Origin of the sequence: Acinetobacter sp. YH12151, from assembly GCF_013418355.1 — a bacterium.
GTDB classification, from domain to species: domain Bacteria; phylum Pseudomonadota; class Gammaproteobacteria; order Pseudomonadales; family Moraxellaceae; genus Acinetobacter; species Acinetobacter pseudolwoffii.
This window is the reverse complement of record NZ_VPCG01000012.1, coordinates 24628-39608: the sequence shown is the minus strand read 5'-3', so window position 1 is coordinate 39608 and position 14981 is coordinate 24628. Positions and strand designations below refer to the sequence as shown.

General features: G+C 45.4%; 13 protein-coding genes. 4 read left to right on the top strand and 9 right to left on the bottom strand.

Annotation, left to right across the window (positions count from 1 at the left end; all coding sequences use genetic code 11):
- Positions 1-191 precede the first annotated feature (191 nt).
- Positions 192-2759, top strand: coding sequence for a glycerol-3-phosphate 1-O-acyltransferase PlsB (plsB, locus tag FTU82_RS06400; protein WP_180101147.1), 2568 nt, complete (start codon positions 192-194; stop codon positions 2757-2759).
- 139 nt (positions 2760-2898) lie between these two features.
- Here plsB and FTU82_RS06395 read toward each other — a convergent pair whose 3' ends face one another.
- Entirely contained in the window at positions 2899-3714 is an 816-nt protein-coding gene (locus FTU82_RS06395) for an NAD-dependent epimerase/dehydratase family protein (protein WP_180101146.1), read from the bottom strand.
- Positions 3715-3747: 33 nt separating this feature from the next.
- On the opposite strand from FTU82_RS06395, the gene recG reads away from it, so the two are divergent.
- A complete protein-coding gene (recG, locus tag FTU82_RS06390) occupies positions 3748-5793 on the top strand; it encodes an ATP-dependent DNA helicase RecG (RefSeq protein WP_100357824.1) in 2046 nt (681 codons plus the stop codon).
- The gene (locus tag FTU82_RS06385) at positions 5780-6415 is read left to right on the top strand and encodes a ComF family protein (RefSeq protein ID WP_180101145.1); all 636 of its coding nucleotides are present in this window, start codon (positions 5780-5782) and stop codon (positions 6413-6415) included. Before recG ends, FTU82_RS06385 begins: the two co-directional genes overlap by 14 nt.
- Positions 6416-6418: 3 nt before the next feature.
- Here FTU82_RS06385 and FTU82_RS06380 read toward each other — a convergent pair whose 3' ends face one another.
- On the bottom strand, positions 6419-6820 hold the full coding sequence (locus FTU82_RS06380) for an NUDIX domain-containing protein (protein ID WP_005094183.1): 402 nt from the start codon (positions 6818-6820) through the stop codon (positions 6419-6421).
- A gap of 31 nt (positions 6821-6851) precedes the next feature.
- Positions 6852-7442: a TIGR00730 family Rossman fold protein gene (locus tag FTU82_RS06375; RefSeq protein WP_180101144.1), complete on the bottom strand. Its 591-nt coding sequence runs from the start codon at positions 7440-7442 to the stop codon at positions 6852-6854.
- A 152-nt stretch (positions 7443-7594) separates the two neighbouring features.
- Here FTU82_RS06375 and FTU82_RS06370 point away from each other — a divergent pair, with 152 nt between their 5' ends.
- Positions 7595-8608 (top strand): CorA family divalent cation transporter, encoded by a 1014-nt coding sequence (locus FTU82_RS06370; RefSeq protein ID WP_005168743.1) that lies wholly within the window; start codon positions 7595-7597, stop codon positions 8606-8608.
- A 327-nt stretch (positions 8609-8935) separates the two neighbouring features.
- On the opposite strand, the gene FTU82_RS06365 is transcribed toward FTU82_RS06370, so the two are convergent.
- From FTU82_RS06365 to FTU82_RS06340, 6 genes are all read right to left on the bottom strand, one after another.
- Positions 8936-9226, bottom strand: coding sequence for an STAS domain-containing protein (locus FTU82_RS06365; RefSeq protein ID WP_100329361.1), 291 nt, complete (start codon positions 9224-9226; stop codon positions 8936-8938).
- A 15-nt stretch (positions 9227-9241) separates the two neighbouring features.
- Positions 9242-9874: a phospholipid-binding protein MlaC gene (locus FTU82_RS06360; RefSeq protein WP_005094187.1), complete on the bottom strand. Its 633-nt coding sequence runs from the start codon at positions 9872-9874 to the stop codon at positions 9242-9244.
- A gap of 18 nt (positions 9875-9892) precedes the next feature.
- Complete coding sequence (locus FTU82_RS06355; RefSeq protein WP_180101143.1) at positions 9893-10570, bottom strand: outer membrane lipid asymmetry maintenance protein MlaD; 678 nt, start codon at positions 10568-10570, stop codon at positions 9893-9895.
- A complete protein-coding gene (mlaE, locus tag FTU82_RS06350) occupies positions 10570-11349 on the bottom strand; it encodes a lipid asymmetry maintenance ABC transporter permease subunit MlaE (RefSeq protein WP_074383590.1) in 780 nt (259 codons plus the stop codon). Before mlaE ends, FTU82_RS06355 begins: the two co-directional genes overlap by 1 nt.
- On the bottom strand, positions 11346-12164 hold the full coding sequence (locus FTU82_RS06345) for an ABC transporter ATP-binding protein (RefSeq protein ID WP_180101142.1): 819 nt from the start codon (positions 12162-12164) through the stop codon (positions 11346-11348). The genes mlaE and FTU82_RS06345 overlap by 4 nt, the downstream gene beginning before the upstream one ends.
- Before the next feature lie 404 nt (positions 12165-12568).
- Complete coding sequence (locus tag FTU82_RS06340) at positions 12569-14446, bottom strand: DEAD/DEAH box helicase (protein ID WP_005168750.1); 1878 nt, start codon at positions 14444-14446, stop codon at positions 12569-12571.
- Positions 14447-14981 lie beyond the last annotated feature (535 nt).

Genomic DNA, 14981 nt, shown 5'->3' with positions numbered 1-14981 from the left:
TCTAAAGATTGCATGACTGTTCTGTCATACTGATGTCATAAGTGACTAGGAAAAGCATCTGCTTTCACGCTAAAATTAGCGCACTTCTGTTGAAGTTGTTAAAAAAAGATATATGGTTTCGCTTTGGAAACCCGCAAAAATAAATCCCCTCAGAAGTCCTGTGGTTTTGGTCAGTAAAATTAGGAGCAGCTATGTCCAAGAATGGCTTTGGTCAAATGTATCGCAAGCTTTCAAGTAAGCTACTTGATCTTGTGGTTACCCCTCATGTTCTTGGGGAAGTACCAAGTGAAGTGACAGCACCTGAACCTGATCAGACCGCAGCAGAATCGCGAAAGCTGGTCTGTTACGTTTTACAGAACCATTCGCGTAGTAATGCGTTGGTCGTCGATGCAGAAACCCGCCGTTTAAAGTTGCCAGCTGCGCTCGATCCAATGCAACTGGGCAATAGTAAGGAAAAAGCTTCGCTGCTGTTTTTACAGCATCATGATGAAAATAACCTGCTCAGCTCACCGCCGCATGCGTTTCCGCCGCGCCTATTACGCCTGATTGAAATCCTGGAACAACATCCTGAGCTGGATATCGAACTGGTACCAGTCACGGTGCTTTGGGGACGTGAACCTGAAAAAGAAGATTCCTGGTTCAAACTGCTATTTACCGATACCTGGTCTACGCCAAGCCGGGTCAAGCAACTGGTCAATATCGGTCTGCATGGCCGTCAGTCTTATTTAGAGTTTCACGAACCCCAGTCTTTACGTGCCATGATTGAGCATGCCAAAGAAACGCATCCAAATTCAGCGCCAGCAACTTATATTGTTAGCACTTTAAATGATTATCTGGATGGTCAGCGCGAAGTGATTCTCGGGCCCGACCTGTCCGATCGCCGTAATGTCATGCACAGTCTCATCAAATCGCCAGATGTACAGGCTGCGATTCGCAATGACAGTATTCGCAGTAAAATCTCGATGCTGGAATCTGAACGTCGTGCCATTGGTTATCTGAACGAAATTGTTTCCGATTATTCTCATTCGACTGTACGTTTTGCCGATAAAGCCCTGACCCGTTTATGGACACAGCTCTATGACGGCGTGGAAGTGCATAATTTCAGTACCGTGCGTGAACTGGCCAAAGATTATGAGATTGTCTATACCCCATGTCACCGCAGTCACATCGACTATTTGTTATTGTCTTATGTGATCTATCGTCGTGGCTTGATGGTGCCGTATATCGCTGCAGGCGATAACCTGAACATGCCTTTTGTCGGGCAGATTTTACGTGGTGGCGGTGCCTTCTTTATCCGCCGTACTTTCCGTGGCAATGCGCTCTATACCACAGTCTTTAAAGAATATTTATATAGCGTTCTGTCACGCAATACCCCACTGGAATACTTTATCGAAGGTGGTCGTTCACGTACTGGTCGTTTGCTACCACCTAAAACTGGGATGCTGGCGATGACCGTGCATGGTCATTTACGCGGCAAGGCCAAACCAATTGTCTTTGTACCGACCTATATCGGTTATGAACGCCTGATGGAAGGCGGCACTTATGTCGGTGAGATGAGCGGCAAGCCGAAAGAAGCCGAATCTATTTTTGGTATTGTCAAAACCCTGCGCAAAATTGAACGCATTTTCGGTAAAGTGCATCTGAATTTTGGTGAGCCGGTATTTCTGGATGACATCCTGAAACAGCATGGCGCAGAAAATATTAAAATTGAAAAGAACGATGATCCAATTCCACAAGCAGTTTCTGATGCAGTAAACAGCTCTGCGCAAGCGATTCTGGAAAATATCAACCGTGCAGTGGTGATCAATCCGGTATCGCTATTATCGTTGATCCTGCTGGCGACACCGAAACATACGCTGGATGAAGAAATCTGTATCAAGCAGCTGGATACTTATCGTACCCTGCTGGCGGCATTACCTTATGATGAGCGGATGGAAGTTACCCCGCTTTCAGGCAAAGAAATTATTGCCTATGCGATGAAGCTAAAACTGATCAAACGGGTAAAACATGTACTGGGCGATATCATTGCCATTGAAGATAATCAGGCAGTTTTGCTGACTTATTTCCGCAACAATATCGTGCACTCCTTTGTGCTTCCGTCATTGATTGCAGCACTGGCTGAACACAATGGAACGATTCGCCGTGATGATGTCGTCAACATCAGCAGCACCCTGTATCCATTCCTAAAAGCAGAGCTGTTTTTAAAATGGCGTGAAAATGAGATTCAGGATCAGGTCAATGCACATATTGACAACTTGATTTCTGCCAAACTGATCACGCAAGATGGTGAAAATCTGCTTGCTCCGGCACCCAATACTGAAGTCCATCATCAGCTCGAAGTTCTGGCTGCACCAGTGACTCAAAGTCTGGAACGTTATTACATGACTTTGGCACTGATTACCCAACGTGGTTCAGGCAATATTTCGACCCGTCAGGTTGAAGAATTGAGCTATCTGGTTGGTCAGCGTTTATCAGTTCTATACGAATTCAATTCGCCTGAATTCTTCGACAAAGCCCTGTTTCAGAGCTTTATTAAAGTCTTAACCCAAAAAGGTTATCTGTGTACCAATGACGACAATGCCATTGTTTTTGATGAGCAGCTGACCAACGTGGCGCAATATGCAGATCTGGTACTGGATGAAGTGAAATTACAGATGCTGCATCACATCACCGCCTTTACCGATGAAGAACTCAAAGAAGCACTTGATGCAGTTGCGGCTGAACAAGCCAAGAAACGTGCCAAGCGCAAAAAGAAGTAAAGCTTTTATTCTCTCTCCTTTCAGGAGATGGGAAGCACTGCTTCATAAGGGGGATGAGGGGGAATTTAAAATCCTTCCCCTTCTCCCCAGCTCTCTCCTACAAGGAACGGGAATTTAATCCTCCCTTTTTAAAGGGAGGTTAGGAGGGATTACTTTTCCTCATTAGTTCCAAATAATCCTCAAAACAATCTGTACGCTTTAATTCAAATCCTGTTTTTTGCATCCGAGTGGCATAGAGCTTTTTACCGGTGACCTGCTTGTTCTCAACTTCGAGTAAAGGCAGCCCCATCTGCTGCTGAAACCATTGCAAGACTTCATGTAAAAGCTGTGGCTGGTTATTGCTCATAATATAAGAAGACTCAGGATGTTCCACGTGAATCATCTGTGACAAGAAACGTGATAAATCTTCGATATGAATCCGGTTTGACCAGTGCAGATTTGGATAACTGGTCATAGATACTGCCATTTTTTGTAAGCGCTCTACCGATGTTCCATAAATTCCACTTGGGCGAATGATTGTACATTGCTCAGGATAAGCCGCTAAATAGGCCTGCTCCATCCGATACAGGATTTTTCCTTGCACATCGTTGGGCTGTAGAGGCGTTTCATCATTGATATTTTCTCCAGCATTTTGCCCATAGACCCGTGTCGATGACACCACCACAATCCGCTGCACTGGATGCTGCTTCAAGGCAGTGACAATCGGCTGAACTGAATCCAGATAGGTCTGTTGATAACCATCGACAGCACTTTGTTTTGGACTAAGCAATACATAGACCCAATCAATCGGTGTGACTGTCGTTAAATTCAGTTTATGCACATCTTGAATCAGATGAGTTGCAAAGGAATCTGTTTTGGGACTTGAGCTAATTGTGCTAATTTGATGACCTTGCTCAAATAGTTGTTTAGCAACACGCCGGGATGTTTTACCATAACCGATAAATAGAATATGCATTGAGCACCGAATCACGAATCTGGTTGAGGGGACATGGCTGCAGTCCATCAGTTACAAGGCGTTGGCAATGCCGCCGCTGCATTACTTGAAAAATTAAATATCTTCAATACTGATGATTTGCTTTTTCATCTACCACGTGACTATGAAGACCGTAGCACGATCATTCCCATGAATCAATTGAGCGTGGGGCGTAGCTATTTGCTCGAAGGTATCGTCAAAGGTGTGGATTTCCCGCCGGGTAAACGCAAGTCCATGGCTGTATTACTGGATGATGACTGCGGTAAAGTCACTTTGCGTTTTTATCATATTTATAAAGGCATCACCGATCGCTGCAAGCTCGGTCACCGTTTAAGAATTTTTGGTGAAGTCCGGGTCGGTGCGCGCGGTCTGGAAATGTATCATCCCGAACTGCAAGTCATTACTGAAGATACCCCGCTACCGCAAACCCAACTTACCGCGATTTACCCGGCCACTGAAGGTCTGACCCAGCCAAAAATACGCGATTATATTCAGCAGGCTTTGGCTCAGTATAGCGATCATCTGCCTGAACTGCTGCCAGCAAAATTTAGCAATGGTTATGCGTTAAAACAGGCACTGGAATATATTCATCATCCGCCAGTCAATGCCAATATGTTGCAACTGGCACAAGGTTCGCATCCCGCACAGCAACGCCTGATCTTTGAAGAACTGGTGGCGCATCAGATCAGTTTATTGACCCGGCGTGCCTTTATTCAGCAGGTTGAAGCCCCTTCATTTGCACCGAGTAAAACCTATGCCAAACAGCTTCTGGCCAGTCTGGCTTTTGAAATGACCGGTGCGCAAAAACGTGTATCCAAAGAAATCGCACAAGATTTAAAAGCCAATAAACCGATGTTACGTCTGGTACAAGGCGATGTCGGTGCCGGCAAAACATTGGTGGCCGGTGTCGCAGCCTGTCATGCCCTGGAAGAAAGCTGGCAAGTGGCGTTGATGGCACCTACCGAAATTCTGGCCGAGCAGCATTATCTCAACTTTAAACGCTGGTTTGAGCCACTAGGTCTTAATATCGCTTGGCTATCCGGCAAGCAAAAAGGCAAAGCCCGCGCCGCAGCGGAACAGGTCATTCGGGACGGGAGCGCCCATCTGGTGATTGGCACCCACGCCCTGTTTCAGGAGAATGTCGAGTTTGCCAAACTCGGTCTGGTGATTATTGATGAGCAACACCGCTTTGGAGTCGATCAACGTCTTGCACTCAGAAATAAAGGCCTGGATGGCATGTCCCCGCATCAGCTGGTGATGACCGCAACCCCGATTCCCCGCACCTTGGCCATGTCGGCTTATGGTGATCTGGATACCTCGGTGATTGACGAGCTGCCACCGGGTCGTACCCCGATTCAAACGGTGACCATTCCACTGGATCGGCGTGAACAAGTTCTGCAACGTATTGCGACGAATTGCGCTGAAGGCAAACAGGCCTATTGGGTCTGTACCTTGGTGGAGCAATCCGAAACTTTAGATGCCCAAGCCGCGGAGGCCACTTTTGCCGAAATTCGGGAACGCTTTCCTGCGCTGAATATCGGTCTGGTACATGGCAAAATGAAAGCCGATGAAAAACAGGCGGTGATGCAGCAATTTAAGAATAATGAATTACAGCTACTCATTGCCACCACCGTAATTGAGGTCGGGGTCGATGTACCCAACGCTTCCATTATGGTGATTGAAAATGCCGAACGTTTAGGCCTGTCACAGCTACATCAGCTACGTGGTCGGGTTGGCCGTGGTGCCAAAGCCAGTTTCTGCGCCCTGCTATACAAGCATCCACTATCGCAAAACGGTCAGGAACGCTTAAGAATCATGCGTGAAACCAATGATGGTTTTATGATTGCCGAGAAAGATCTGGAATTGCGTGGGCCGGGTGAATTACTGGGGACTAAACAAACCGGCGATATGAATTTCCGCGTGGCCAAACTTGAACGCGATGATCACCTGCTCAATCAGGCACATTATGTGGCGCAGCAAATTTTAAAAGATTATCCAGATCAGGCTGAGGCATTATTACAACGCTGGCTACCAGAAGCACCGCGTTATGCCTATGTTTAAATTACTGGCACAGGGAATCTCCAAGCTGAATACGCTTCAGCCCTGCCAGTTGTGTCAGACTGATTATCAGAGCATTCATTCAGTCTGTCAGGATTGCTGGCAGCAGTTGCCGTGGATACATCAAACCATTCAGCGTCAGGACATGCAGTTTCAGATTGCCTGTGATTATGCCTACCCAATGGATCGGTTGATTCAGCTGTTTAAATATGAACAGAAGCTGCATTTGCAAAATTTACTGGCCGGTACGCTGTTGAGTTTAGAATTACCCAAAGTCAGTGCAATAGTCCCGATGCCGATCTCGACTGAACGCCTGGCCGAACGCGGTTATAATCAATCTCTGGTACTGGCCAAGCATGTGGCGAAAAAATTGAATGTTCCCATCTGGCAACCTGTTAGCCGGCTGAAACAGCATTCACAAAAAGGCTTAAGCCGTCTGGAAAGAATCGAAGATATCCAGTCGCAGTTTCAGATCAGTACACCGTCTAATATTCGTTACCGACGCGTGCTGATTATTGATGATGTGGTGACAACCGGCAGTTCGATTCTAGCGCTCACTCGAAAACTTGAAGAGCTAGGCTGTCAAAAAATTTATGCAGCCTGTCTGGCAGGCGCGCAAATCTAAAATTTAAGCTTGGGCGAGCAAATGTGACTTCACCCACGGAATCACAATTTCAGTCGTTAAGGGCGCCAGCAAGACCTCTTTTTCATCCAGATCAACCCATTTCATTTCAGCGATTTCTGCTTCAATTTTAGGTGCTTGATCGAGCCTTACCCAATAGACATAACTCACCAGTTGATGATCAGGTTCATTGGCAGTCTGGGTTTCAAAACGGCCAATGAATTGCTGAATCTGGGCTTGTGTGCCAATTTCTTCCTGAATTTCACGCAACATGGTGGCTTCCGGGGTTTCATTTGGCTCCAGCTTGCCACCGACCTGCATAAAGCAGGATGTTCCTTGCTTGCGAACCACCAGCAGTTGCTGCGCTTCATTTAAAATAATGGCTGCAGCCACCGTAATCACTTTCATTTATTTTCTACAATTGCGTATTCTGGATAACTTATTTTACAAGGTCGGTCTGATCAACCATACCCCATTTGGCTTCAGGCGGCTGATAACTTTCGAATTGGCGCAAAATATCGTCCAGATCATCACTGATAATCAACGCCTCAGTGAAACGTGATTTAGTAAAACCCTTCTCCGTGGTCATACGGATGAATTTAATCAGGTCATCATAAAAACCATCGGTATTGAGAAAAGCACAAGGCTTCTGATGAATTCCCAATTGTGCCCAGGTCCATTGTTCAGAAATCTCTTCCAGTGTTCCTGCACCACCGGGAATGGCAATAAATCCCTGGGCCAGTTCCGACATCCGGGTTTTACGCTCATGCATATTATCCACCACATACAGCTCGGTAATATGTGGATGTGCCAGCTCACGATTGACCAGCTGCCTTGGAATCACGCCAATCACCTTACCGCCCGCCGCCAATGTACTATCAGCCACAATACCCATTAAGCCAGAACGACCTCCTCCATAAACCAGCGTTTGCTGTCGTGCCGCCAGAGTCTGACCGACTTTTTCGGCAACCTGCGTATAAAGAGGATCCGAGCCAAGCGCTGAACCACAAAAAATTGCGATAGAATTCATCATTTCATCCTCTAATTGACGCCATATTGTACGAAATCGCGGCAAGCGCGCTTTTTACCAAAATAACTGCTTAATATCAGTGTTTTTATTCAATTCCTTGTCTAAAATACACCCATTCCAATTCACATACTGCGCCCGGGAGAAAAGACAGCATGCTTGAAGCCTTTTACGCCACAGAGCGCGGTAGCTTAGAAGATATCACGATTAATGGTGATTTCGACCTGCATCCAGATTTAGTCTGGCTTGATCTGATTGCGCCTTCACAGGAAGAGCAGCAATGGATTCTAGATGCCTACGAGCAAAACTTACCGACCTTAAAATCGCTGGAAGATATTTCCTCGAGTGCCCGATTTTACCGTGATGATGACGGTATTTTGCATATCAGCACCTATTTTTTAACCAAGAATAAAAACTATCAAGTCGAAAACGAACACGAAGATGAATCCAGCATGCTGGCAACAGTACAAACTGTTGCATTCATTCTGCACAAGGATCGTCTGTTTACTTTGCGTGGTGAAAAACTGGTGGCTTTTCGCGCCTTTCGTGCCCGCGCGCGCCGCAATGATTATGAAATCGATTATAAAGATCCGACCTGGATTTTATTGGGCTTACTCGAAGCCAAGCTGGATGAGCTGGCCGATATTCTGGAAGATGTGCATAAAGATTTAGAGAAATATTCAACTGAAGTGTTGAATAACCGCCATCGTGAACAGATTCTGGATCTGGATGACATGATTACCCGCTTGGCGCAACTTGAAGATATGTTGGGTAAAGCGCAACTGTGTTTAATCGATTTACGCCGCGTCCTGACCTTCCTGTCGCGTCCACGCGCCTTGGGCAGTCATATTTATGATGCGGATATTCGAGAACTGAGTGAAGATGTGCGCTCGCTGGTCGAGCATGATGCTTTCTTGTTCCAGAAAGTGCGTTTCCTGCTCGATACCACGTCCGGATTCATTAACACTGAGCAGAACGATACCATTCGTCGATTCTCGATTCTGCCAAGTATGCTTGCGCCCCCAATGCTGATTGCCAGTATTTACGGTATGAACACCGAAGTGCTGCCCTTTGCACAAGGCACCATGAGTTTCATCATGGTCAGTATTATTTTAATTGGCTTCCTGATTGGCCCATTAATTTACTTTAGATGGAAGAAGTGGATCTAGAATCCCTCCTAACCTCCCTTTTGAAAAGGGAGAGATGTTTCCTGTCAGGGAGAGGTTTTTTTATTAGATATCCCTTTCTAAGTCTCACTTGCTCTTTAGATTTAAAGCGAAGTGCAAGAAATGCCTGTATTTAATTCATATTTATTTAATCCCTATTCAACTTCTCTTTAAAAAGTGAAGAAAATGGTTAGGGAGGATTTTTACACCCCTCTCTCTAACTCTCTCCCTGAGGCAGAGAGGACGTGCAATCCATATTTAGATCTATTTGATTTTAATGATTTCTTAAAATTTGATCACAATAAAAAAGCACCTTTCGGTGCTTTTCTTTTACTGAACGATGTTTAAATCATCCTGCAAATGGCTGGCCTGAATGATATTCATCATTTTAGCAGGAACAGCTTTAAACTGTAGCCCTTGAGCCTGAGGAGTCTGGCGCAACCAGCGCACCAACACTGCCAAAGCCAAAGTACTGCCACTTTCAAGCTCAGCCAGGTTAACCACAAGTGGAAACTTGCTTTGTGACTGGATCACACGCAGACCATTTAAGTAATAGTCCTGTGCATTGTCATAGTCAATCTTGCCTGAAACCTGTAGTTCCTGATCCTTGAATGTAATCACGGCTCACCTGTTTGATTATTTCTTGTCGATTGCAGCTTCTGCATCCGGTTTAAAGTTGGCAATTGCTTTATCAATATTACCGCCATTACGTTTTACCGTCGCAGCAAACTGGTTACGGAACTGTAAACCCAGGTCAATACCCGATACGTTGATGTTGCGGATTTTCCATTGTGAACCCTTGTCCACTAGCTGGAATGCTACTGGAATTTTCTCGCCTTTGTTATTAAAGTCGATGGTCACAACAGGGTTTTTGCTGTTGCTGGCCTTGTAAGGACGCACGCTATAAGTCTGATTACTGAACTTGGCAAAGGCAGAACCATAGTTTTCAATTAAGGTTTCACGGAAATTCTTTTCAAACTGCGCACGCTGTGCCGCCGTACTATATTGGTTCGTGGCATACGTGCCCATCACAATACGTGTGAAAGACTGAGAATCAATATACGGATCCAGATTCTGGCGCACAATGCTTTTGACCAAAGCTGGATTTGATTGCAGTTTTGCATTGTCAGCTTTGAGGCGCTCAATTAAACCATCTGCTACTTTTTTAATAAAAGCAGGTGGTGCTTCAGACGGTGCAGCAAACACTGTACCAGCAACCATTGTTGAAAGAATGCTTACTGCAAGCGTTTGTTTTACTAAAGTCTTCACTGAATTCTCCTCAATCTATTATTCAACAAATGCAGGTTCTGCATCTATTGTTTCTGAAACTGTCGTCTGTTCCGATGTAGTTTCTTGACTATCTGACGATTTGCCGGCACCACCGGTAATAAACTTCGTCACCAAATCTTCAATTTCCATAGTGCCTTGGGTATTGGCAATCTGATCGCCGCGTTGCAAATAGCTCAGACCACCACCTGGAATAATTTTCAGGTACTTTTCACCCAATAAGCCATTGGTCGCTACCATAATATAAGCATCTTCATCAATATTGGTGATGGATTTCATGTTAGCTAACAGTTGTTTTTCCATGTCTTTTTGTTGCGCAGGTGTCGCTGCTTCATAGTCCGAGCTGTAGCGTAACTCGTCCAGAGCTTCCTCTTGAACTTGCTTTAATTGTTCAGCATTAAACGAGGTCAATGAGCCATCTAAGGTCATATGTACGGTTGCCAGACGCGTTACAGGATCCAGGGTAATCTCATCGACCTGTCCCACTTTCACCCCGCTTAAAGCGACTTTGGCACGTGGCTTGATGCCATTCACATTTTCAAAAGTTGCCGTCATTTTATAGCTGTCGGAAATATTGCTGCCGACCAGACCACTGACACGCATCGCTAAAAAGAATAAGGCAATACCAAATAAAATAACAAAAACACCAACGGCCAGCTCACTAGTACGTGATTTCATTAAACACCTCCGAACATGACCGCAGTCAACACAAAATCAAAGCCTAAAACGCACAGTGAAGAATACACGACTGTACGCGTTGTAGAAGTTGCAATACCTTCCGATGTTGGTACACAGGCATAGCCTTGATATACCGCAATCCAGGTACACATTAATGCGAATACAAAACTTTTAATAATAGTGCCATTCAAGACATCTTTATAGAATTGCACGCTGCTTTCCATGCCGCTCCAATAAGCGCCTTCATCAGCCCCCAAAAAGTCTACACCGACCATTTTGCCGCCCATAATTCCGACTGCGGCAAAGATCACCGAAAGCATAGGCAAGCTGAAAATCCCCGCCCAGAGACGTGGCGAAATCACCCGTTTTAAGGGATCCACCCCGATCATTTCCATACTGGACAATTGTTCAGTGGCTTTCATCAGACCAATTTCTGCGGTCAAAGCCGAACCGGCACGTCCTGCAAACAGCAAAGCCGCGACCACAGGTGCTAATTCACGCAGCAAGGTCAACGCCACCGCTGTACCAAGCATGGATTCACTGCCAAAGGTCGACAGAATACTGAACATCTGCAAGCCAAGCACGGCACCAATAAACAGACCAGAAACCACAATAATCAGCAGGGACAATACCCCGACCCGATACATCTGATAAACAAATAGTCTTAGCCCAAGCCAGGTCGGCATGGAAAATAAGATCTGCAACAGCATCAGGGTTGCGACCCCAATCCCCTGTACACGTTCAATAACGCGTCTACCTAATGCGGCAATTGCATTCATGAACGTACCTCATCACTTAAATAAGCCCGGTGACTAAACTGATAATCGACTGGACCTTCCACCGAACCCGTCAGGAATTGCTGCACAAAAGTTGAAGGATGCACTTTTAGCTCTGCCGGTGTCCCCTCGCCCTGGATCTTGCCTTCTGCCACAATATAAATGTAATCAGCAATGGATAAGGTTTCTGTCACATCATGCGAGACAATAATCGTGGTCAGATCTAGTGCTTCACGCAATGAACGGATCAGGCGAGTCAATACCCCCATCACAATCGGATCTTGTCCGGCAAAGGGTTCATCGTACATGATCAGTTCAGGGTCCAGCGCAATCGCCCGGGCCAAAGCCACACGTCGGTTCATACCACCAGACAGTTCCGATGGCATCATTTGCTCTGCACCGCGCAAGCCGACGGATTCCAGTTTCAATGCCACGATTTCCTTAATTAGATGTTCTGGCAGTTTGGTATGGGCCCGAATTGGAAACGCGACATTTTCATACACGCTCATATCGGTAAACAAAGCACCGCTCTGAAATAGCATACCCATCCGTGCACGTGCTGAAAAAAGTTCGGAACGTGACATCGAGGCAATATCTTTGCCATCCAATAAGACCTGACCATGCTCAGGCGTCAGCTGCCCACCGATCAATCTTAATAAGGTAGTTTTACCAGTTCCGGATGGCCCCATAATGGCGGTAATCTGCCCACGACGAATATTTAAACACACGTCGTCATAAATCACGCGCTCGCCTCGTTTGAAGCTCAAATTCTTGACTTCAATCAAAGACTGAGCATCTCGCGCTGTTTGATTTTTCATAGCTGAGTTTATTCCTACATTTTTTCAGCATGCATACTATAAAGGAACGAAGTTCAAAATGTTAGCAGTTGAAAAAGGTGGGGGAATATCATAAAAAGATGACAACAATTGATTATTTCGTGTTTTTTATAATAAAAATATGTACTTAGGCTTAAAATGACTAGATTGATTAATTAAAAACACTGTATAAATAATAGATAATATTACATAAAATCAAAGTCAATGCGATATATGGCATATGCACCTTTATCAATTGAGATCGAGCGGCTAAACTTTTCATATTAATAATTATCATAACCCTGACAAAATATGAATTAGTAGACATTTTACGTTAAAAAGCAAAAAACTCAATGCATAAAAAACCGGTATTTCTACCGGTTTTTTATCTTCATCTAGCGACTCTATTAGTCGTTAAATTTACGACGTGGACGATCTTCACCACCGAACGAACGTTCACCACGTGGTTTGTCATCAAAGTTGCGACGTACTGGACGATCACCGAAATCACGTTTTGGACGGTCATCACCGAATGAACGCGCTGGACGATCACCGAAACCACCTTCACGACGTGGAGCAGGACGATCACCAAAATCACGTTTTGGACGATCACCATAACCGCCTTCACGAGCTGGCTTGTAATCTACACGGTTGCCACGGTTGTCATCATTAGAGCGAGGACGGTCACCAAAACCACCTTCACGACGCGGAGCTGGACGATCACCGAAGTCACGCTTTGGACGGTCATCAAACGAACGTTGTGGACGGTCGCCAAAACCACCTTCACGACGTGGCGCTGGACGGTCACCAAAGTCACGCTTTGGACGGTCATCAAACGAACGTTGTGGACGATCACCGAAACCGCCTTCACGACGTGGCGCTGGACGATCACCGAAGTCACGACGTGGACGATCTTCGCCAAATGCCGGACGTTCGCCACGTGGTTTGTCATCGAAGCTACGACGTGGACGATCATCACCGCCTTCACGACGTTTGAAGTTGCTTTCGCCTTCAAAACGACGACCACCGCCAAAACCACCACGACCGCCATCACGACGACCGCCGCCATCACGACCACGACCACGACCAGCGCCATCACGGCTACCACGTGCAGGAGGTGGAGATGGCTCAAGACCTTCGATTTCAGATACGTTTAAACGCGCATCAAGGAAGTCTTCCAAAGCACGGATTTTGCCACGCTCACGGTAAGTTGCAAGTGTAATGGCTTTACCAGTACGACCGGCACGACCTGTACGACCAATACGGTGTACATAGTCTTCGTTCTTCATTGGAAGACCGAAGTTAATTACGTGTGAAATGGTTGGTACGTCAAGACCACGAGCAGCAACGTCAGTTGCAACCAAGATCTTCGCACGACCTTCACGGATGCTGCGTAAACGACGGTTACGAACAGTTTGTGGCATAGCACCATGCAGCGCTACAACTGATAGGCCTGCTTCAGCAAGTTCTTCAGCCAACATATCTGTGTCTTCTTGAGTTGACGCAAATACAACTGCTTGATCAACGTCTTCTTCGTTCAACCAGTGAGTAAGCAGTTTTTTCTTGTGCTCGAAACCGTCAGTCCAATGCAAAGTCTGAGTAATGTCAGTATTTGTAGAGTGACCAGTTTCAATCGAAATACGCAGTGGATCATTCATCATGCGTTCTGCAAGTGTAATGATACGTGGTGCAAACGTCGCAGAGAACATTAGAGTTTGTTTACGGTTTGCAGCCAACTCACCAATTGCTTCCAAGTCTTCAGAGAAACCTAGGTCAAGCATACGGTCAGCTTCATCGACGATTAACGCATCAACTTTATCAAGTTTGATTTGACGGCGATTCACCAAGTCAAGTAGACGGCCTGGAGTTGCAACAACAACTTGCGCGCCTTTTAACTGTTGAATTTGCTTACCGAAAGGCATACCGCCCATGATTGCAGCAATACGAACACCTTTCATGTGACGTACAAATGCAATTGCGTCTTGACATACCTGTTGTGCCAATTCACGAGTCGGTGAAATCACCAGAATATTCGGTTGAGTAACCGCTTTCATACGGTCTTTAAATGGTACTAATGTATCTTGGCTTGCCAACGCATTTAAGGTAGGAAGCAAGAAAGCAGCAGTTTTACCAGAACCTGTTTGGCTTGACACAAGAAGGTCTTTACCTTCAAGTGCAGCTGGAATCGCTTGTTCTTGTACAGGAGTTGGAGTAGTAAAGCCTAAAGCATCGAGAGCCTGGGTTAGAGATTCGTCGAGGGAAAAATCAGCAAAAGTTTTGCTCATAGAGAGTGTTCACCCTGAAGTGGGTGCTCCATTAAATAAATTACAATATGGACATCGGCAAAAAGCGGCACAGCAAATAGAGCTGAAAAAGTTAGGATTCAGCAGCGATCCGAATAACGACGATGTGGATATAACGCACGTATATGATTACGGCCGCAAACCTGAAGGAATCGCTTAAGCGATTGGGGCGCGAAGGATATGTCCTCTCTATGGACAGAACGCGCATACAATGATTAGAAGATAGTGTTCAGGTAAAGAACGGAAAATTAAGTGCGTGGCAAGATTATAGCAGAATAATCAACAATGTCATTAAGTTTTCAAATAAATTTGCTTTATTTGTGATTTATATATGAATTTCATAGACTTAAATATGAATATAAAATGTAACGACTGGTATAAAAAGGCAATTTTTGCCAATTCACTTGATAGTTCCCGTATTCATGTGCGTTAAAAAACAGGCTTTTCCTCCCTGTTAACTATTTCACTGCTGCAAAAAAGGCATCCCGAAGGATGCCTTTTTTGAAAATTAGATATA

What these genes read in the sequence shown, in the direction of transcription:
- plsB (WP_180101147.1), top strand. Translation starts at nt 192, where the DNA reads ATGTCCAAGAATGGCTTTGGTCAAATGTATCGCAAGCTTTCAAGTAAG.
- FTU82_RS06395 (WP_180101146.1), bottom strand. Translation starts at nt 3,714, where the DNA reads ATGCATATTCTATTTATCGGTTATGGTAAAACATCCCGGCGTGTTGCT.
- recG (WP_100357824.1), top strand. Translation starts at nt 3,748, where the DNA reads ATGGCTGCAGTCCATCAGTTACAAGGCGTTGGCAATGCCGCCGCTGCA.
- FTU82_RS06385 (WP_180101145.1), top strand. Translation starts at nt 5,780, where the DNA reads ATGCCTATGTTTAAATTACTGGCACAGGGAATCTCCAAGCTGAATACG.
- FTU82_RS06380 (WP_005094183.1), bottom strand. Translation starts at nt 6,820, where the DNA reads ATGAAAGTGATTACGGTGGCTGCAGCCATTATTTTAAATGAAGCGCAG.
- FTU82_RS06375 (WP_180101144.1), bottom strand. Translation starts at nt 7,442, where the DNA reads ATGAATTCTATCGCAATTTTTTGTGGTTCAGCGCTTGGCTCGGATCCT.
- FTU82_RS06370 (WP_005168743.1), top strand. Translation starts at nt 7,595, where the DNA reads ATGCTTGAAGCCTTTTACGCCACAGAGCGCGGTAGCTTAGAAGATATC.
- FTU82_RS06355 (WP_180101143.1), bottom strand. Translation starts at nt 10,570, where the DNA reads ATGAAATCACGTACTAGTGAGCTGGCCGTTGGTGTTTTTGTTATTTTA.
- mlaE (WP_074383590.1), bottom strand. Translation starts at nt 11,349, where the DNA reads ATGAATGCAATTGCCGCATTAGGTAGACGCGTTATTGAACGTGTACAG.
- FTU82_RS06345 (WP_180101142.1), bottom strand. Translation starts at nt 12,164, where the DNA reads ATGAAAAATCAAACAGCGCGAGATGCTCAGTCTTTGATTGAAGTCAAG.
- FTU82_RS06340 (WP_005168750.1), bottom strand. Translation starts at nt 14,446, where the DNA reads ATGAGCAAAACTTTTGCTGATTTTTCCCTCGACGAATCTCTAACCCAG.